The sequence below is a fragment of the Salinifilum ghardaiensis genome, assembly GCF_054491345.1.
In genome coordinates, this window is sequence record NZ_CM137101.1 from 4,170,659 (window position 1) to 4,188,528 (window position 17,870).

18 protein-coding genes are annotated in these 17,870 nt (G+C 73.2%); 6 read left to right on the forward strand and 12 right to left on the reverse strand.

Annotation, left to right across the window (positions count from 1 at the left end):
* Window positions 1–744 precede the first annotated feature (744 nt).
* The 8 genes from thrB to ACVGV0_RS19050 form a co-directional block, all read right to left on the reverse strand.
* Window positions 745–1,677 (reverse strand): homoserine kinase, encoded by a 933-nt coding sequence (thrB, locus tag ACVGV0_RS19015; RefSeq protein WP_459157051.1) that lies wholly within the window; start codon window positions 1,675–1,677, stop codon window positions 745–747.
* On the reverse strand, window positions 1,674–2,759 hold the full coding sequence (thrC, locus tag ACVGV0_RS19020) for a threonine synthase (RefSeq protein WP_459160061.1): 1,086 nt from the start codon (window positions 2,757–2,759) through the stop codon (window positions 1,674–1,676). The genes thrB and thrC overlap by 4 nt, the downstream gene beginning before the upstream one ends.
* An 8-nt stretch (window positions 2,760–2,767) precedes the next feature.
* Entirely contained in the window at window positions 2,768–4,072 is a 1,305-nt protein-coding gene (locus tag ACVGV0_RS19025; RefSeq protein ID WP_459157052.1) for a homoserine dehydrogenase, read from the reverse strand.
* The gene (gene lysA / locus ACVGV0_RS19030) at window positions 4,073–5,491 is read right to left on the reverse strand and encodes a diaminopimelate decarboxylase (RefSeq protein ID WP_459157053.1); all 1,419 of its coding nucleotides are present in this window, start codon (window positions 5,489–5,491) and stop codon (window positions 4,073–4,075) included.
* Between the two features lie 181 nt (window positions 5,492–5,672).
* On the reverse strand, window positions 5,673–7,334 hold the full coding sequence (gene argS, locus ACVGV0_RS19035) for an arginine--tRNA ligase (protein ID WP_459157054.1): 1,662 nt from the start codon (window positions 7,332–7,334) through the stop codon (window positions 5,673–5,675).
* A 77-nt stretch (window positions 7,335–7,411) separates the two neighbouring features.
* On the reverse strand, window positions 7,412–8,335 hold the full coding sequence (locus ACVGV0_RS19040; RefSeq protein ID WP_459157055.1) for a cation diffusion facilitator family transporter: 924 nt from the start codon (window positions 8,333–8,335) through the stop codon (window positions 7,412–7,414).
* Between the two features lie 402 nt (window positions 8,336–8,737).
* Window positions 8,738–9,463: an aspartate/glutamate racemase family protein gene (locus ACVGV0_RS19045; RefSeq protein WP_459157056.1), complete on the reverse strand. Its 726-nt coding sequence runs from the start codon at window positions 9,461–9,463 to the stop codon at window positions 8,738–8,740.
* 173 nt (window positions 9,464–9,636) lie between these two features.
* Window positions 9,637–9,903, reverse strand: coding sequence for a hypothetical protein (locus ACVGV0_RS19050; RefSeq protein ID WP_459157057.1), 267 nt, complete (start codon window positions 9,901–9,903; stop codon window positions 9,637–9,639).
* A 110-nt stretch (window positions 9,904–10,013) separates the two neighbouring features.
* On the opposite strand from ACVGV0_RS19050, the gene ACVGV0_RS19055 reads away from it, so the two are divergent.
* A complete protein-coding gene (locus tag ACVGV0_RS19055; RefSeq protein WP_459157058.1) occupies window positions 10,014–10,427 on the forward strand; it encodes a VOC family protein in 414 nt (137 codons plus the stop codon).
* Between the two features lie 129 nt (window positions 10,428–10,556).
* Here ACVGV0_RS19055 and ACVGV0_RS19060 read toward each other — a convergent pair whose 3' ends face one another.
* Window positions 10,557–10,910, reverse strand: coding sequence for a hypothetical protein (locus ACVGV0_RS19060; RefSeq protein WP_459157059.1), 354 nt, complete (start codon window positions 10,908–10,910; stop codon window positions 10,557–10,559).
* A 5-nt stretch (window positions 10,911–10,915) separates the two neighbouring features.
* Entirely contained in the window at window positions 10,916–11,863 is a 948-nt protein-coding gene (locus tag ACVGV0_RS19065) for an LCP family protein (RefSeq protein ID WP_459157060.1), read from the reverse strand.
* 554 nt (window positions 11,864–12,417) lie between these two features.
* Between ACVGV0_RS19065 and ACVGV0_RS19070 the strand changes: the two genes are divergently transcribed.
* The gene (locus tag ACVGV0_RS19070; protein WP_459157061.1) at window positions 12,418–12,654 is read left to right on the forward strand and encodes a hypothetical protein; all 237 of its coding nucleotides are present in this window, start codon (window positions 12,418–12,420) and stop codon (window positions 12,652–12,654) included.
* A 218-nt stretch (window positions 12,655–12,872) separates the two neighbouring features.
* The gene (locus ACVGV0_RS19075; protein WP_459157062.1) at window positions 12,873–14,501 is read left to right on the forward strand and encodes a serine/threonine-protein kinase; all 1,629 of its coding nucleotides are present in this window, start codon (window positions 12,873–12,875) and stop codon (window positions 14,499–14,501) included.
* 572 nt (window positions 14,502–15,073) lie between these two features.
* Here ACVGV0_RS19075 and ACVGV0_RS19080 read toward each other — a convergent pair.
* Entirely contained in the window at window positions 15,074–15,253 is a 180-nt protein-coding gene (locus ACVGV0_RS19080; protein WP_459157063.1) for a helix-turn-helix domain-containing protein, read from the reverse strand.
* Window positions 15,254–15,386: 133 nt separating this feature from the next.
* Here ACVGV0_RS19080 and ACVGV0_RS19085 point away from each other — a divergent pair, with 133 nt between their 5' ends.
* On the forward strand, window positions 15,387–15,593 hold the full coding sequence (locus ACVGV0_RS19085) for a hypothetical protein (RefSeq protein WP_459157064.1): 207 nt from the start codon (window positions 15,387–15,389) through the stop codon (window positions 15,591–15,593).
* Between the two features lie 179 nt (window positions 15,594–15,772).
* Here ACVGV0_RS19085 and ACVGV0_RS19090 read toward each other — a convergent pair whose 3' ends face one another.
* Window positions 15,773–16,192 carry an ArsI/CadI family heavy metal resistance metalloenzyme gene (locus ACVGV0_RS19090; protein WP_459157065.1) on the reverse strand — a complete coding sequence of 140 codons (420 nt, stop codon included), beginning with the start codon at window positions 16,190–16,192 and terminating at the stop codon, window positions 15,773–15,775.
* An 82-nt stretch (window positions 16,193–16,274) separates the two neighbouring features.
* Here ACVGV0_RS19090 and ACVGV0_RS19095 point away from each other — a divergent pair, with 82 nt between their 5' ends.
* A complete protein-coding gene (locus tag ACVGV0_RS19095) occupies window positions 16,275–16,655 on the forward strand; it encodes an ArsR/SmtB family transcription factor (protein WP_459157066.1) in 381 nt (126 codons plus the stop codon).
* Between the two features lie 164 nt (window positions 16,656–16,819).
* Window positions 16,820–17,869 (forward strand): ACR3 family arsenite efflux transporter, encoded by a 1,050-nt coding sequence (gene arsB / locus ACVGV0_RS19100; RefSeq protein WP_459160062.1) that lies wholly within the window; start codon window positions 16,820–16,822, stop codon window positions 17,867–17,869.
* The last annotated feature ends 1 nt before the right edge of the window (window position 17,870 follow it).

Below are 17,870 nucleotides of genomic sequence, written 5' to 3' on the forward strand. Positions count from 1 at the left end.
GCGCCGAAAGGCCCTGCGCGCGGAAGGTTTCGCGGTCGGCCGTGCGTCACGTCGACGGCCGGTAGCCCCGGTGCATTGAGTTGACGACTCCTGCCTCGGTCACCGCCAGTGGGCTCGCTAACTTGATCTTCACCCGCGACGGACGAGTGAGGTCAATACACAGCGAAGGATGCGTCCCGGGAAGTCCCGGATACAACACCGGCGCCCTGCGCGCGGTGACTGATTGACCTTGAGGGTAGACGCCCTGTGATTCAGGTGCAACAACCCCCAGGGCGCATCGCGCGCCCCACTTCGATCACTGCGCTGGACGTGTCACCGCCCGAACACCGCCGTTCCGACGCCTGTTCGGAGCGGAAACCGGTGCGCCGCCGTCCGACCGGTCCCTGCCGTGCACAGCGTCCAGCGGATCGAAACGCCACCGCATCCCGCGGTGACACTTCCTTTGTACCACTCGGGCGCGGTGTCCGAACGCCCTGGGGCGGATTTCCCGCAGAACGGGGAACCGGTGCGGACCTCCGCACCGCCGCAGAGCACCCGGACCGACCCGCTGGACACCCGGTAACAACCCGCCGGGCACCCGCCACCGAGCCGGGCACGTCACGTGCGAGCGCGGACCACGCCGTTCGAGTCACGCCGTTCGAATCATGCCGGCGCTGCGCCGCACGGCCCGACTCGCCCGGCACAACGCCGCCGCTTCCACCGCTATTCCCGGGCCCGCGTCCCCGGGCCCGATCGCATATCGGGTCACTGCTCGGTGCGCACCCGCACTCCGCGCCGGTCCACCGGCAGCGGCAGCACCGAAAACCCTTCGGGAACCATGCCGAGGTCCCCGTCCGGGGGCAGGGCCAGCACCGTCGGACCCGCCCCGGACACCGCCGCGGGCACGTTCCGCGCGCGCAGCTCGCGCACCAGCGCGACCGTGCCCGGCCAGGCGCTCTCCCGGTACTCCTGGTGCAACCGGTCCTGCGTCGCGGGCAGCAGCAGCTCCGGGGCCGCGGTGAACGCGTGCACCGCCAGCGCGGCCCGGCCGGCGGTGAACACCCCGTCGCCGTGGGGGATGTTCTCCGGCAGCAGCCCGCGCGTGCGGTGCGTCGACGACTCCTCCTCCGGCACCAGCGCCACCGGCGAGAGCGCCTCGTGCGGCGCCCGCGAGACCGCGTGGTAGCGGCCCTGCTCGCTCCAGGCGATGACGAAACCGCCGTGCAGGCTCGCCGCCACGTTGTCCGCGTGCCCTTCCCGGCTGGCGGCCAGCTGCAGCACCTCGGCCCGGCTCCCGGCGTCCCACCCGGTGCGCCCCGTCAACGCGCGGGCCGCGGCGATCCCGGCGGTGATCGCCGCCGCCGAGGAGCCCAGCCCGCGGGAGTGCGGGATGGCGTTGCGGCAGGTCAGCTCCAACGCGGGCGGGGTCACGTCGAACTCGGCCAACGTGTCGTGCAGCACCCGCACCACCAGGTGCCGCTCGTCCTCGGGCACCTCGCCGGCCCCGGCGCCCTCCACGGTGACCGCGGCGGAGCCCGGCCGCCCGTCGACCTGGCGCACGTGCACCGTGTCGTAGAGGCCCAGCGCCAGCCCCAGGGCGTCGAAGCCCGGGCCGAGGTTCGCCGCGGACGCGGGAACGGTCACCTGCACCGCGGGCACGGGCAGCTCGTCCGCCCGCGCCTGCTGCGGTTCGCTCATGTCAGCTCCAGCGCGGTCGCCACGGCGGACGGGTCCACCGGCAGCGGCTCCACTTCCACCATCCCCGACAGCGCCGTGTCCGGGTCCTTGAGGCCGTGCCCGGTGACCGTGCACACCACGGTCGCGCCGGTCGGCAGCCGACCGTCCCCGGCAGCGGCCAGCAGGCCGGCGATGCTGGAGGCCGAGGCGGGTTCGACGAACACGCCCTCCTTCGAGGACAGCAGCCGGTAGGCGGCCAGGATCTGCTCGTCGGTGACCGCGGAGAACAACCCGTCCGAGGCGCTGCAGGCGCTCACCGCGTTCTGCCACGACGCCGGGTTGCCCACCCGGATCGCCGTGGCCACGGTCTCCGGCTCGGTCACCGGCTCGCCGTGCACGATCGGTGCGGCCCCCGCCGCCTGGAACCCGAACATGCGCGGGGCGCTGCCGGTCACCCCGTCCCGGGCGTACTCGGCGTAGCCGTTCCAGTAGGCGGTGATGTTGCCCGCGTTGCCCACGGGCAGGCAGTGCACGTCAGGGGCCCGGCCGAGCACGTCGCAGACCTCGAACGCGGCGGTCTTCTGGCCCTCCAGCCGCGCCGGGTTCACCGAGTTCACGAGGGTGACCGGGTGCTCCGCGGTGGTCTTGCGCGCCAGTTCGAGGCAGTCGTCGAAGTTGCCCTGGACCTGCAGGATCTTCGCGCCGTGCGCCACGGCCTGGGCCAGCTTGCCCATGGCGATCTTGCCCTGGGGCACGAGCACGGCCGAGGTCAGCCCCGCCCGCGCCGCGTACGCCGACGCGGAGGCCGAGGTGTTGCCCGTGGAGGCGCACAGCACCGCTTGGCTGCCGGTCGCGCGGGCCTGCGTGATGGCCACGGCCATGCCGCGGTCCTTGAACGAGCCGGTGGGGTTGGCCCCCTCCACCTTGAGGTGCACGTCGCAGCCGGTCTGCGCGGACAGGTGCGGAGCCGGCACGAGCGGTGTGCCGCCCTCGCGGAGCGTCACCGCCTCAGCGTTGCCCGCGAGCTCGATCCGGTGCCGGTACGCCTCGATCACACCAGGCCAGCCCGGCACGCTGCCCGGGGCCGCGGCCCCGTCCGACATGTAAGACGTCACGATCGTTCACCTTCAACCCGCATCACGCTGACCACCTCGCGCACCACCGGCAACTGCGCGACCTTGTCCACGGTGGACCGCAGGGCGGCGTCGGTCGCGGTGTGCGTGACCACGACGAGGCTCGCGTCCTCGCCCCGACCCTGCTGTCGCACGACGGAGATGCTCACGTCGTGCTCGTTGAACGTGGCCGCCACCTGGGAGAGCACACCCGGCTTGTCCGCCACGTCCAAGCTGATGTGGTACCGCGTCGGGGTCTCGCCCATCGGCCGCGCCGAGAGCTGGGCGTAGGCCGACTCCCGCGGCCCCAGACCGGACACGACCTGGTTGCGCCCCACCGCCACGAGGTCGCCGAGCACGGCGCTCGCGGTCGGCGCACCGCCGGCGCCCTGCCCGTAGAACATGAGCTCGCCCGCGGCCTCGGCTTCCACGAAGACCGCGTTGAACGCGTCGCCCACCCCGGCCAGGGGGTGGCCGCGCGGGATCATCGCCGGGTGCACCCGCGCGGACACGGCCTCGCTGCCGTCCTCGCCGACGACGCGCTCGCAGATCGCCAGCAGCTTCACCGTCCGGTCGAGCATCCGCGCGGCTTCGATGTCGCCCGGGGTGACCCCGGAGATGCCCTCGCGGTGCACCTCGGCGCCGCTGACCCGGGTGTGGAAGGCGAGCGAGGCGAGGATCGCGGCCTTGGCCGCCGCGTCGAAGCCGTCCACGTCCGCGGTCGGGTCGGCCTCGGCGTAGCCCAGCCGCCCGGCCTCGTCCAGCGTTTCGGCGTAGCCGGCGCCGGTGGCGTCCATGGCCGAGAGGATGTAGTTCGTCGTGCCGTTGACGATGCCGGTCACCCGGTTGATGCGGTCACCGGCCAGCGACTCCCGCAGCGGGCGCAGCAGCGGGATCGCCCCGGCCACGGCCGCCTCGAAGTACAGGTCGGCACCGGAGGCGTCGGCGGCTGCGTGCAGCTCCCGGCCCCGCTCGGCCACCAGCGCCTTGTTCGCCGTCACCACGGCCTTGCCCGCGTGCAGCGCGCGCAGCAGCAGCGAACGCGCGGGCTCGATGCCGCCGACGAGTTCGACGACGATGTCCACGTCGCTGTCCACGAGCCCTTCGGCGTCGGTGGTCAGCAGCTCCGCGGGGACGTCCGGGTGCTTGTGCGGACGGCGCACGGCGACGCCTGCGACCTCGAGCGGCGCACCTGTTCGCGCGGCGAACTCCCCCGGCTGGTCCCGCAGCAGCCGCAGCACCTCGGCGCCGACGGTGCCGCACCCCAACAGCGCGACCTTGATCGGTTTGCGGTCCTCGATCACTCACACCTCCAGCCGGAGCAGGTCATCCTCGGTCTCCCTGCGCAGTAGCAACCGGGCGTTCCCGGAGCGCACCGCGACCACGGGCGGCTTCGGCAGCCGGTTGTAGTTGCTGGCCATCACGTAGCAGTACGCACCGGTCGCCGCGACCGCGATCAGGTCGCCCGGTGCAATGTCCTCCGGTTGCCAGCAGTCTCGCACCACGACGTCACCGGACTCACAGTGCTTGCCCACGATGCGGGACAGCACCGGGGGTGCGGTGGCGCCGCGGGACACCAGCCGGCAGTCGTAGGCCGCGTCGTACAGCGCGGTGCGGACATTGTCGCTCATCCCGCCGTCGACGCTGACGTAGCGCCGGGAGGCCCCCTGGTCGAGGTCCACGTCCTTGATCGTGCCGACCTCGTACAGCGTGACCGCGCTCGGCCCGACGATCGCCCGCCCCGGTTCCACGGCGATGTGCGGGACCGGCAGCCCGGCGTCGGCGCACTCCCGCGCCACGGCCTCGCGGAGCTTGCGCGCCAGCTCGGTCGGGCGCAGCGGATCGTCCTCGGCGGTGTAGGCGATGCCCAACCCGCCGCCGAGATCCACGGTGGACACCGCCGCCAGCGCCTCGTCGCCGTGCTCGTCGCGCACGTCGGCCAGCAGGCCGATCACCCGGTGCGCGGCGAGCTCGAACCCCTCGGTGTCGAAGATCTGCGAGCCGATGTGACTGTGCAGACCGGACAGCTCCAGCGCATCCGCCTGCAGCACGCGGGTGACCGCCTCGGCCGCCGCGCCGCCGCTGAGCGAGAAGCCGAACTTCTGGTCCTCGTGCGCGGTGGCGATGAACTCGTGCGTGTGCGCCTCCACACCGACGGTGACCCGCACCAGCACGCGCTGGCGCACGCCGTGCTCGGAGGCGACCTGCTGCAGGCGCGCGATCTCGTGGAACGAGTCCAGCACCACGGTGCCGACACCGGCCTCGACGGCCCGGACCAGTTCCGCCGTCGACTTGTTGTTGCCGTGGAAGGCGATGCGCTCGGCCGGGAACTCCGCCCGCAGCGCCACGCCGAGCTCGGCACCGCTGCACACGTCGAGGCTCAGCCCCTCCTCGGCGACCCAGCGGGCCACCTCGGTGCACAGGAACGCCTTCGCCGCGTAGTGCACCGCGGCCGGGTCGCCGAACGCGGCGGCGTAGTCGCGGCAGCGGGCGCGGAAGTCGTCCTCGTCGAGCAGGAACGCCGGGGTGCCGAACCGCTCGGCGAGGTCGCGGACGTCGGCGCCGGCGAAGCGCACCACCCCGTCGTCGCCGCGGGCGGAGTTCCGCGGCCACACGTGGGGGTGCAGCTGGTCCAGTTCGGCTCCGGACCCGGGCGCGGGGCCGGCGGTCGCGCCACCGGGCACGACGTCGGCGTGCCGGGGTCCGGCGGGGTGGGCACGCATGGGCTGCTCCTTCGGGCTGGCCCGCGCGACCGTGCGGCGCACGCCGCCCGGCCCCGGGCCTGTCGTGTGTGTGCTGGCGCTCGGCGAGGCCGCGGTGCGGACGCGCTCGACCACGACCGCGCACCCGCGCCCGCGCCACCCGGGCCGGCGCCCCGGTCGACGCGCGTGCGGGCACCCGGGGTCACATCTGTTCCGGAGCGCTCACCCCGAGCAGCGCCAGGCCGTTGGCGAGCACCTGCCGCGCCGCCTCGCACAGGTGCAGGCGCGCCACGGTCAGCGGGCCGGTCTCGTCGTCGCCGGGCTGCAGCACCCGGCAGGCGTCGTAGAAGCGGTGGTAGGCGCCGGCGAGGTCCTCCATGTACCGCGCGACGCGGTGCGGTTCGCGCAGCTGAGCGGCCGCGTGCACCACGCGCGGGAACTCGCCGATGGTGCGGATGAGGTCGCCCTCGCGGTCGTGCGCGAGCAGCGACAGGTCGGCGTCGGCCACGGCACCGCGGTCGATGCCCAGGCTCGCGGCGTTGCGCTGCAGCGAGGACAACCGGGCGTGCGCGTACTGCACGTAGAACACCGGGTTCTCGTTGGTGCGGCGGCTGATCAGGTCGAGGTCGATGTCCACCGCCGTGTCCACCGAGGACCGGATCAGCGCGTAGCGCGCCGCGTCCACGCCGACCGCGTCCACGAGGTCCTCGAGCGTGACGACCGTGCCGACGCGCTTGCTCATCCGCACCGGCTGGCCCTCGCGCACCAGGTTCACCATCTGTCCGATGAGGACCTCGACCACGTCGGGGTCGTCGCCGAACGCGGCCGCCGCGGCCTTCAGCCGCGAGACGTAGCCGTGGTGGTCCGCCCCGAGCATGTACAGGCACAGGTCGAACCCGCGGCTGCGCTTGTCCCGCAGGTAGGCCAGGTCGCCGGCGATGTAGGCCGGGGCGCCGTCGCTCTTGATCAGCACCCGGTCCTTGTCGTCGCCGAACTCGCTCGAGTTCAGCCACCAGGCGCCGTCGGCGAAGTAGACGTCGCCGGAGGCCTTGAGCGTCTCCACCGCTTCGGTCACCGCACCGGAGGTGTGCAGCGAGTCCTCGTGGAAGAACACGTCGAAGTCGGTGCCGAACTCGTGCAGGCTGCGCTTGATCTCGTCGAACATGAGCCCGACGCCGAGGCTGCGGAACGCCTCGTCGCGCTCCTGCTCGGAGCGCTGGAGCACGTCCGGTTCCCGGCGCACCACGGCGCTGGCGATGTCGGTGACGTAGGCGCCGCCGTAGCCGTCCTCCGGCGGCTCCTCGCCGCGGGCGGCGGCGACGAGCGAGCGCACGAAGCGGTCGATCTGCGCCCCGGCGTCGTTGAAGTAGTACTCGCGCGTGATGTCCGCGCCCTGGGCGCTCAGGATGCGGCCGAGCGCGTCGCCGACCGCGGCCCAGCGCGTGCCGCCCAGGTGGATCGGCCCGGTCGGGTTGGCGGAGACGAACTCGAGGTTGATCCGGCGGCCGCCGTAGGCCTCGCCGCGGCCGTACTCCGCACCGGCGCCCAGCGCGTCGCGCACGATCTGCGCCTGCGCGTCCGCGGCCAGGCGCAGGTTGAGGAAGCCCGGTCCGGCGACTTCGGCCGTGTCGATCTCGCCGAGCTCGTCGAGCGCCTCGGCCAGCCAGCCGGCGAGCTCGCGCGGCTGCGTGCCGACCTTCTTGGCGACCTGCATGGCCAGGTTCGTGGCGTAGTCGCCGTGCTCCGGGTTGCGGGGTCGCTCGACGGTCACCGACTCGGGCAGCGCGGACGTGTCGAGCCCGCGGGCGGAGAGCACGTCGACAGCGGTCTTCCGGACGAGTTCAGCAAGCGCGGCAGGAGTCACCTGATGCAGTCTAGGCGGGCGTCCGCGCTGTTCAGCGAACGGGTTGGGTCGACGCGCCCCGGGCCCGCGGGAGCGGATCACCACGTCAGCGCCGAGCAGCGCCGGGCGCACTCGGCCGGCTCGACCTGCAGCGTCGAGTGCTCGATGCGGTAGTGCTCGGACAGCAGCCGCTGCGCCGCGGTCAGCACCTCGCTGTGCACGGCCCCCGGCGTGGTCGTCAGGTGCGCCGAGGCGACCTCCATGCCCGAGGTCAGCGTCCACACGTGCAGGTCGTGCACCTCGGCCACCGCGGGCAGCGCGGCGAGCTCCGCGCGGATGCGGGTGACGTCGAGGCGGTCCGGCGCCTGCTGCACGAGGATGCGCAGCGCCTGCCGCGCCAGCCGCCACGTGCGCGGCAGGATGAACGCGCCCACGGCCACGGCCACGATCGGGTCGACCAGGTACCAGCCGAACGCCCAGGTCAGCACGCCGCCGAGGAGGACGCCCACGGAGCCGATCGTGTCGGCCAGCACTTCGAGGTAGGCCCCGCGGACGTTGATGCTCTCCGCCGAGCCCCGGCGCAGCAGGGCGAACACCACCAGGTTCGCGACCAGCCCGGCCGCGGCGGTGAGCACCATCGGCAGCCCGGGCACGTGCGGTGGTTCCAGCACGCGGCCGACGGCCTCGTAGAGGATGTATCCGGCGACGCCGAACAGCAGCACCGCGTTGGCCAGCGCGGCGAGCACTTCCATGCGGTAGAGGCCGAACGTGCGGTTGTCCTTCGTCGCCCGCCGGGCCGCGGTGATCGCGGCCAGCGCCATGCCGACGCCGAGGACGTCGGTGAGCATGTGCCCCGCGTCGGAGAGCAGCGCCAGGGACGAGGTGGCGAACCCCACCACCGCTTCGAGGACGAAGAACGCCAGCAGGATGCCGAACGCCAGGCCCATCCGGCGGATGTGGCGGCCGGAGGCGTGCACCGCCTCGGCGGCGCTCCCGTGGCCGTGGCCGTGCTCGTGTCCCATGGCGCCGATAATACATAGTCAGATGTGCATATGCGCAAGTGTTGTTGCGGCCTCATCCGTCCGGGTGCGGCAGCGCTCCGCGCGGCCGCTTCGCACCGGACGGCGCGCCGCCCGACGACCGCCGGGGCGGCCCACAGCGGAACCGGCGCCCGATGCCGACCGTCGAGCGCGCCCCGCGAGGACAGCCCGGGGCCGGCTGCCGCACGGGCGCGCCCGGAGCGACCGCCGGGGCGGCAGGACCGCGGACGTGCTTACCCCGCGGTTCCGCGCGGCGCCGGGCGCAGTCGGGCGGTTCCGCCCGGACGAGTGATCGAACTCCACCCGGCCGGGCACTCGTCCACCACCCGCCCGAGCGGTGCCCTCCGGCGGGCGGACCCCGCAGGCCCCTCCCGCGGGCACCTCTCAAGCCCCGCGCGGCGGCCAGTTGTCCACGCGCTTCGGCCGCGGCGCGGCGTAGGTGCGGGCCTTCGACGTCGCCAGGCCCTGCCGCACGAGCGCCTCCGCCGTGGTGACCGCCGCGGCCACACCGTCGACCACGGGCACGCCGGTGCGGGCCACGACCCGCTCGGACAGGCCGGCCATGCCGCCGCAGCCGAGGCAGATCACCTCGGCGCGGTCCTCGGTGACGCACCGCTCGGCCTGCTCGGCGATGGCCTCGATCGCGGCGTCCGGGTCGCGCTCGAGCTCCAGCACCGGCAGCCCGCTCGCCCGCACCGAGGCGCAGCGCTGCGCCAGGCCGGCCAGGTGCAGGCGGTCCTCGATGAGCGGCGCGGTGCGGTCCAGGCTCGTGACCACCGAGTAGGTGCGGCCGACGAACTGGGCCGCGCTGGCCGAGGCCTCGGTGATGTCCACCACCGGCACGTCCACGAGCTCCTGCAGCCCCTCGCGGCCGTGCTCGCCGTAACCGGCCTGGATCACCGCGTCGAACGGCCCGCCGTGGGCGCGCACCGTCTCCATCACCGCCACCGCGGCGAGGTGGCTCTCGTAGTTGCCCTCGACGGACTCCGCGCCGAACGGCGGTGTCAGCGGCACGATCTCGGTCGTCTCCGCCGCCACCGCGCGGGCCTGCTGCCCGATCGCCTCGGTCACTTGCTCGCTGGTGTTCACGTTGACCACGAGGATGCGCATGCGTGCTGTCGTCCTCCGTTCGAGTGGTGGGCTGATCTCGGTCGATGGGCCGCCCGGCGGCCCGGCCACGTGCGTGCTCCCGGCGGCGGGGCTCCGGGGGCGTCCCCGCGGGGAGGCCGCGGGGCCCGGGCGGACCGCTCACCGCCGCGGGCGCAACTCTGCCAGTGCGGGGTTCACCCGCTGGCGGCGGCGATCCCCTCCCCGTCGACGTCCCCGACCGGCGGACCGCGGTCGGCCACGGCCAGGTGGAGCGCGGTGGCCAGGGCCGCCCCGATGAACCAGGAGAAGCTCGGCACGGCGCCGAGCACCGGGCCGAGCAGCGCGCCGGGCCCGCCGAGGAAGTACTCGACGACGCTCCCGAAGACCTGCGTCCACCTCGCACCGCCGGTCAGCGCGTCCTCGGTGGACGGTGCGGTGGACCACCCGGCTTCGACGAACATCCAGCCGCGATGGCGGGGGAGCTCACCAGCACCACGGGCCGGCCCGGGGGCACTTCCCGGTGCCGCGGAGCGCTCGATGCGGTACCGGCGCCGCGCGTAGTCTGCCCGCCATGAGCGGAACGTCCCGGAGCGGGCTGCTGCCGATCCTGCACTACGACGACACCCGCGCAGCGCTGCGCTTCCTCGTCGACGTCCTCGGGTTCCGCGAAGCGACGACGGCCGCGGACGACGCGGGCGACATCGCCCACGCGGAACTCGTCTGGCCCGGTGGCGGGGCGCTGGTGCTCGGCGGCACGAAGCACACCGGCGGAGTGCACGGCGGGACGCGCCCCGGCGGCAGCGCGATCTACCTGGCCACCGCCGAGGTCGACGCCGTCCACGAGCGCCTGCTCCGCTCGGGCGGCGAGGTCGTCGAACCACCGCACACCACCGCGTTCGGCAACGGCGCGGAGTCGTACGCGTTCACCGCCCGGGATCCGGAGGGCAACCTCTGGACGCTCGGGACCTACCGGGGCTCCTGCTGACAGCTCCCGCGCGACGGAACCGCCCGCGGAACAGGCCGGGGCAGCCAACCGGTGCGGACGGTCCGGGGCGCGGTCTCCGCGCGCCCCGGACCTCTCCCCGCAGCGGCCGGTACCGCCCCGGCCGCGACCTCACCCCTCCCCGGAGGAGTTGAGCACCAGACCCGTTCCCCAGCACCGCGGGCACATGCGCCGAGCGGTGTCGAACCCGGACGGCGCGCCGTCCGCACCGTGCCGGGCCTGCACGGCCTCGACCTCGCGCCGCCCCGCGCAGTGCTCGCACACCGGCCGCGGCCACTCCGCCCTCGGCAGCGCCTCGGCGTAGCGGATCACGACCATCCGCTGCTGGTGCAGCTCGCCGGCGTCCTCCTCGGGGTGGACGTGCCGGCGCCCGACCGGTGCGATGCGGGCGAGCTGCTGCTCGAAGGCGCGCAGCGCCTGCTCCAGATCCGCGCCGAAGGAGCCCCACGCGCTCGTGTCGGACACGAGGATCACCCCGCCTTCGCCGGGTCGGTGACGACCTCCGGCGGCACCGGCGCGTCCTCGGCCAGGGCGCCGAACAGCTGTTGGGCGGCCTCGGTGTCCCACTCCACGACCGAAGCGCCGTCCTCGGTCTCGCCGAAGCCGCCGAACGGCACCGTCGTGGTCACGCCCCGACCGGAGGTGATGCCCTGCATCGCGTAGCCGAGGGCGCCGAGGTGCCACACGTGGTCACCGGTGTCCACGCGGAACGACTGCGAGGTGTCCAGGATCAGCGGGAACAGCCGCAGCGGGTTGGCCAGCACCTGCGGGCTGGAGACCTTCTCGGTCAGCGCCGCCAGGAACTCCCGCTGCCGCTGGACGCGGTCGAGATCGCCTTCCGCGGTGGCGCGGCTGCGCACGTACCCGAGCGCCTGCGGCCCCCGCAGGGTTTGGCAACCGGGCTGCAGGTCCAGGTTCGCCTTCGGGTCCTGCATCGGTTCCTCGGGGCACACCTCCACCCCACCGACCGCGTCGGTGATGCCGGCGAACCCGCCGAGGCCCACCTCGGCGTAGTGGTCGACGCGGAGGCCGGTGTTGGCCTCCACGGTCCGCGTGAGCAGCTGCGGGCCGCCGTGGGCGAAGGCGGAGTTGAGCTTGCCCTCGCCCTGGCCGGGGATGGTCACCAGCGAATCCCGCGGCAGGCTCACCATCGTCGGCTCGCCGCCCGCCTCCGGGACGTGCACGAGCATCACCGTGTCGGTGCGCCGGCCGGCGGCCTCACCCGTGCCCAGTTCGGCCCGCTGCTGCTCGTCCAAGCCCTCGCGGCTGTCCGAGCCGACCAGCAGCCAGTTCGTGCCCGGGCCGTCCTGCGGCCGATCACCGCCGGTCGGCAGCGCAGGCTCCCGCTTCAGCGAGTAGTCCACGTAGGCCAGGAAGCCGACCAGCGCCAGCAGCAGCACCAGCAGCACCGCGAACACCCGGCGCCCCCACCTCCGCTTCTTCGGCGGCGGTGCCGGGGGGCGCGGTTGCGCCCGATAACGCGGTTGCGCGTAGGTCATAGGTGTTTCGTCCCTTTTCTGCACGAGCTCGCCAACGAGCCGAAGCGGTCAAATCCGGTGCGCGACCCCCGACCATGCGGAAACCGCAGCATGCCATCCCCCGCCGATCTCCCTGCAGGGGGAATCCCACAGTAACGAAAACGATTCGAACTCCCGCCGGTAACTGTTGGGTAACTTCATTGCACACCGGAATGCTCGCCCATCGCCACCGGCCAGCGCAACGAGAAAACGGAATCTTCGATACCGCTTTCACGGTCCGCCCACCCGCGCTCGCTCTCAGTGGTCCGACCGGGGTTGTAGTGCACGTACGCAGTTCTGCACAATCACGAACCATGAATTACCACCCCCGGCAGGGACCGAATCCGCATCCGCCGCAGAACCCGGGTCATTACCCGCCGCCACCCGGCTACCACCACGAGGAAAATCCTCGCCGGGACGGAGGTTCCGAAGCAGTCGCGAACATCGTGCGCGTCGTGACCGGCGTCGTCGTGGCGACTTTCGTACTGCACATCCTTTTCACCGTTTTCGAGGCCAATCAGGGAAACGGATTCGTCTCGTTCGTCTACGGACTGGCGCAGGTGCTGGTGCTCGGACTGGGCGACGTGTTCACCCCCGATGACGCCGTGCTCGGGGTGGTGCTCAACTACGGCCTGGCAGCGCTGATCTACCTGGTCATCGGCACCTACGTCGCCAAGCTGCTGCAGCGCTGAGCGGAACCGGCGGCGCAGCCCGTCCCGGCAGGACGAAGGACCGGCCTCGTCGCGCGGGCGGTTCTCCCGCGGGCGGTTGCCGCGGTGCTGCGGCGCCTCCGCAGGACGCGCCGCTGCTGCCGCCTGCCGCGAGGACGGTCGCACTCCTGCCACCCGCAGGTGCCGGCTCCTGCGGGGCGGCTGCCGACCGGCCCGGGCGATGGAGGAACGTGTGATTCGTGAGTGACGCAGGGGACCTGCTCGCCGACCGCTACCGGTTGGAGCGGCGGCTCGGCAGCGGTGCGATGGGCGTGGTGTGGCTGGCGACCGACGAGCGGCTGCAGCGGTCGGTGGCGCTCAAGCAGCTGCTGCCGCAGCTCGGAGCGGACGCCGAGCAGGCCGAGGAGGCGCGGCAGCGCGCCATGCGCGAAGGGCGCATCGCCGGCCGGCTGCACCACCCCAACGTCGTCGCGGTGCACGACGTGACCGAGCACGAGGGCCTGCCCGTGCTGGTCATGGAGCACGTGCCCGCGCGCAGCCTCGCCGACGTGCTCACCGAGCGGGGCACGCTCGCCCCCGCGGAGGCGGCCGCGATCGGCGTCCAGGCCGCGGAGGCGCTCGCGGCGGCGCACGAGGCGGGTGTGGTCCACCGCGATGTGAAACCGGGCAACGTGCTCATCACCGAAGACGGAACCGTCAAGATCACCGACTTCGGCATCTCGCACGCCGCCGGGGACATCACCGTGACGCAAACGGGGATGCTCAACGGAACGCCCGCGTTCCTCGCACCCGAGATCGCCCGCGGCAAGCCCCCGGCACCGGCCTCCGACGTGTTCTCCCTCGGGGCCACCCTGTACGCGGCCGTCGAGGGGCACCCCCCGTTCGGCCAGCAGACCGACAACGCGCTGGCGGTTCTGCACGAAGCCGCCGCGGGCAACGTCCCGCCCCCGCAGCGCGCGGGTCCGCTCACCCCGGTGCTCGTCCAGGCCATGGCGGCCGCCCCGGAAGCACGGGTCGGGCCGCAGCAGCTGGGCGTCGCCTTGCGCACCGCGGCCGTCGAGCAGCCGCCGACTTCGGCCACCCAACCCACCGGCGAACCGCCGACGCAGCCCATGCCCGCCGTCGTCACCGCGGGAGCGGTCGCCGGGGCCGGCGGCACCCGGGTCGACGCGCGCCCGGCCAGCCAGTGGGCGCCGGGGACGACCGCCGCGGTCGCCCCGAACCGCGGGAACGCGCGGCGGCGCCGGCCGCTCGTGCTGGCGGCCGCCATCACCGCGGTGCTCCTCGCCGGCCTGATCACCGTCCCGCTGCTCACGGGCGAGGACCCCGCTCCCCCGCCGCCCGCGCCCACGCGCGAGGTCGCCCCGGCGGAGCTGGAGCGCGTCGTCTCGGACTACTACGCGCTGCTGCCCGAGCACCCGGGCAACGCGTGGACGCGGCTCGGACCGCGCATGCGCGCCCAGGGGCAGCAGCAGTACCGCAGCACCTGGAACCGGGTCTCGAGCCTGGCGGTCACCTCGCCACCGCGCGCCTCCGACGAGAAGACCGTCCACGTGGGAATCGAACTCGTCTACCCGAACGGCGTGACGGTGCGGGAGCGCCACCAGCTCGGCGTGATCACCGCGGACGGATCCCCGCTGATCGACTCCGACACGGTGCTGCGCGCGGAGACGAGCACACCTCCTCCGCCGCCGCCACCACCTGCGCCCGTCGAGGAGGAGCCGTCGCGGGGCGGCGACGAGCGGAAGAAGGGCGAAGGCGAAGGCGAGAAGGGCCACGGGGGAAAGAGGGGCGAAGGCGAGAAGGACGAGAAGGGCAGCGGCAACGGCAACAAGGGCAACGAGGACAAGAAGGGCGAGGAGAACTGAAGCCGGTCCGCACGAGGTGACCCCGCCCGCGGCGGGGACCGTCGCCCCGGCTGCCTCCTACCTGGACGCCCGGCGCTCCCCGAGTGCTCAGCTCGCCGGCGGCGTTTCTCGGGAAGTGCACCCCGGTCACCGGAACACCCGCGGAGCCCCCCGGCGCGGCTCCGCACGCGGACGGCCGTCGACGCCCTTTCCGCTCTCCGCCCGCGAGGGGCGCGCGAAACGACCTGACGCAGTCCTGCCGGCGAGCACGCGTGCTCAGCTGCTCCGCGCGGCGGGCCGGGTCCGGGTGGTGGGCAGTTTTGGGGACGGGCAGGGTCTGGGTGACGCGCCACAACCGGCGGGGAGCTCGCCCTCCTCGAAGGGGCGCGCCTCGAGGAGCTACCGCCCCGCTACCACGCCCGGCGCGGTGCGCCGGGCGATCACCGGCGGGAACTCGGAGCGCAGCGCCCTCGAGCACCGCGACGCGCCGGTCCCGCGGCGTGCGCGGGCCCACCCCCCGCAGCGGGAGGCGACTTCCCGGGAGCTCCCGTTCGGAGAGTTGCCGCAACTCGTCACCGAGGTGAATGGCGGGGTCAACCGGACTGGCGCCCCGCCCGAAGCTGACGCTTCAGATCTTCGACATCCCACCGGTGATGACCGCCCGGGGTGACCAGAGCAGGCGTCACGGCCCCCTCAGATGCCCACCGCTGCAATGTCCTGCGGTCCACACCGATCGCCTTCGCCGCCTGCGCTGTCGTCACATACCCGGACATGCGCCTACGTTCTGACGCGTTCACACGCTCGTCCAGCTGAATGACGCAATTAAACGCTTATAGAGCAGAATAAGTATGTATGATTACATATGTCGCACTTGCACACGATTGATCGCGATTGGAGCGGAGAGCCATGGGCAGCGTGCGCGACCTCGTCGAACAAGAGCCCGGAACCGGCCAGGCGTCGCCGAGAACACCCCGCCCCGAGGGGTGGCGCCGAGCCCGCCCCGGCGAGACCGAGCGCCAGCGGGTCGACCGGGTCTCGCGCTCGTGCTGGCACTGCGGACGGGAGTTCCCCGCCGCCGGAGCGGAGCTGGACGCCCACGAGGACCAGCACTGACCCCGGGAGCGCCCAACCGTCAGCTCCGGGCGACCGCCGGGTGCGGCACCCGCCCCGGCAACGACCCGCGCTCCGGCAACGGCACCGATGAACCGCCGGGCGAGCGCGCCAGACCGGACGTGCGCCGGGCCGGACGCGGGGGCATCGGCGAGGCCCCGCGCCCGCTCGGCACCGCGGCCTCAGCCGTCGCAGCAGGCGGCCTGCTCCGCGGCGTCCCCGCCGGCGAGCTCGGGGGCGTCGTCGGTGACGGTGTAGACCTCCCAGGGCTCGTCGCCGGGACCGCGGACCCAGACCTTGTCCTGGGTCGCGTAGCAGCAGGTGGTGTCGTCCTCCACCGCGGTGAACAGGCCCAACTCCGACAGTCGCCGGGTGGCGGAGCGCACCGCGCCGCTGTCGGCGACCTCGACGCCGAGGTGGTCCAGCACCGCCCCCTGCCCGGCCTCGCCCTCCAGCAGGACGAGCTTCAGCGGCGGTTCCGCGACGGCGAAGTTGGCGTAGCCGGGGCGCAGCTTGGCGGGTTCGACGCCGAGCAGCTTGGTGTAGAAGTCGATCGACCCCTGCAGGTCACCGACCCGCAGGGCGAGTTGGATCCGGGGCATGACCGCCTCCTGATTAGACGAGAATCGAAACAAAGGATGGAGGAAGCTTGCTCCTCGTATCGACACCTGTCAAGATAGATCCATGTCGAAACAGGAGCGGGGTCTCGGCCCGGAACGGAGCTCCGGGCAGTGGTGCTGCTCGCCCACGACCGGCGAGCCGCTGTCGGCCGACCAGGCCGCGGACCTCGCGGCGGTCTTCAAGGCCCTGGGGGATCCGGTGCGGCTGCGGCTGCTGTCGCTGATCGCCGCCCACGCCGGCGGCGAGGCCTGCGTGTGCGACCTGAGCGGCGCGTTCGAGCTGTCCGGGCCGACGATCTCGCACCACCTCAAAGTGCTGCGCGAAGCCGGTGCCATCACCGGCGAGCGGCGCGGCACCTGGATCTACTACCGGGTGCGCCCGGAGACGTTGGGCCAGCTGAGCGCGGTGCTCGGCCCCGCGCCCGACACGGCGACCCCCGCCTGAGCACGACCCCGCCTGAGCACGACCCCGCCTGAGCACGACCCCCGCACGAAGCACGGCCGGCGGATACCCGCGCCGCCGGCACCGACGCACGGACGACACGAGGTGACGAGGTGACCGGGACGACGGGGCCGCAGGCCCCCTCGGTGGTGCAGCGACTCCCGCTGATGGACCGGTTCCTGCCGGTGTGGATCGGCGCGGCCATGGTGGTGGGCCTGCTGGCGGGGCGGTTCGTCCCGGGCCTGAACACGGCGCTGGACTCGCTGCACGTGATCTCCGGGGTCTCGCTGCCGATCTTCATCGGCCTGCTGGTGATGATGTACCCGGTCCTGGCCAAGGTGCGCTACGACCGGCTGGAGTCCGTCACCTCGGACACGCGGCTGCTGGTCTCCTCGCTGGTCATCAACTGGCTGGTGGGACCGGCCGTGATGTTCGCGCTGGCCTGGACGTTCCTGCCCGACCTGCCCGAGTACCGCACCGGGCTGATCATCGTCGGGCTGGCCCGCTGCATCGCCATGGTCATCATCTGGAACGACCTGGCCTGCGGCGACCGCGAGGCCGCCGCCGTGCTGGTCGCGCTGAACTCCGTGTTCCAGGTCCTGGCCTTCGCCGGGCTGGGCTGGTTCTACCTCTCGGTGCTGCCCGGCTGGCTCGGGCTGCCGACCGCCGACCTCGACGTCACCGCGTGGTCCATCGCCAAGAACGTGCTGATCTTCCTCGGCGTCCCGCTGGTGGCCGGCTACCTGTCCCGCCGCATCGGCGAGCGCGCCAAGGGGCGCCGGTGGTACGAGACGACGTTCCTGGAGCGGATCGGACCGATCGCCCCGTACGGGCTGCTGTTCACCATCGTCGTGCTGTTCGCCCTGCAGGGCGAGGCCATCACCGGCCAACCGCTGGACGTGGCGCGCATCGCCCTGCCGCTGCTCGTCTACTTCGTGGTCATGTGGGCCGGCACGTTCGCCCTCGGCAAGGGGATGCGCCTGTCGTACGAGCGCTCGACGACGCTGGCGTTCACCGCCGCGGGCAACAACTTCGAGCTGGCCATCGCCGTGGCCATCGCCACCTTCGGCGTCACCAGCGGCCAGGCGCTGGCCGGCGTCGTCGGACCGCTCATCGAGGTCCCCGTGCTGGTCGGGCTGGTGTACGTGTCCCTGGCCGCCCGGCGGTGGTTCCGCACCCCCGCCACCGCTCCCACCCACGCCGAATCCCGGCGGTGAG

Bases quoted from the DNA above. Each gene is read 5' to 3' on its own strand.
- arsB (WP_459160062.1), top strand. From the start codon at position 16,820: ATGGACCGGTTCCTGCCGGTGTGGATCGGCGCGGCCATGGTGGTGGGC.
- ACVGV0_RS19040 (WP_459157055.1), bottom strand. From the start codon at position 8,335: ATGGGACACGAGCACGGCCACGGCCACGGGAGCGCCGCCGAGGCGGTG.
- ACVGV0_RS19045 (WP_459157056.1), bottom strand. From the start codon at position 9,463: ATGCGCATCCTCGTGGTCAACGTGAACACCAGCGAGCAAGTGACCGAG.
- thrC (WP_459160061.1), bottom strand. From the start codon at position 2,759: ATGTCGGACGGGGCCGCGGCCCCGGGCAGCGTGCCGGGCTGGCCTGGT.
- ACVGV0_RS19080 (WP_459157063.1), bottom strand. From the start codon at position 15,253: ATGTCCGGGTATGTGACGACAGCGCAGGCGGCGAAGGCGATCGGTGTG.
- ACVGV0_RS19090 (WP_459157065.1), bottom strand. From the start codon at position 16,192: ATGCCCCGGATCCAACTCGCCCTGCGGGTCGGTGACCTGCAGGGGTCG.
- thrB (WP_459157051.1), bottom strand. From the start codon at position 1,677: ATGAGCGAACCGCAGCAGGCGCGGGCGGACGAGCTGCCCGTGCCCGCG.
- ACVGV0_RS19085 (WP_459157064.1), top strand. From the start codon at position 15,387: ATGGGCAGCGTGCGCGACCTCGTCGAACAAGAGCCCGGAACCGGCCAG.
- ACVGV0_RS19095 (WP_459157066.1), top strand. From the start codon at position 16,275: ATGTCGAAACAGGAGCGGGGTCTCGGCCCGGAACGGAGCTCCGGGCAG.
- ACVGV0_RS19050 (WP_459157057.1), bottom strand. From the start codon at position 9,903: ATGTTCGTCGAAGCCGGGTGGTCCACCGCACCGTCCACCGAGGACGCG.
- ACVGV0_RS19055 (WP_459157058.1), top strand. From the start codon at position 10,014: ATGAGCGGAACGTCCCGGAGCGGGCTGCTGCCGATCCTGCACTACGAC.
- lysA (WP_459157053.1), bottom strand. From the start codon at position 5,491: ATGCGTGCCCACCCCGCCGGACCCCGGCACGCCGACGTCGTGCCCGGT.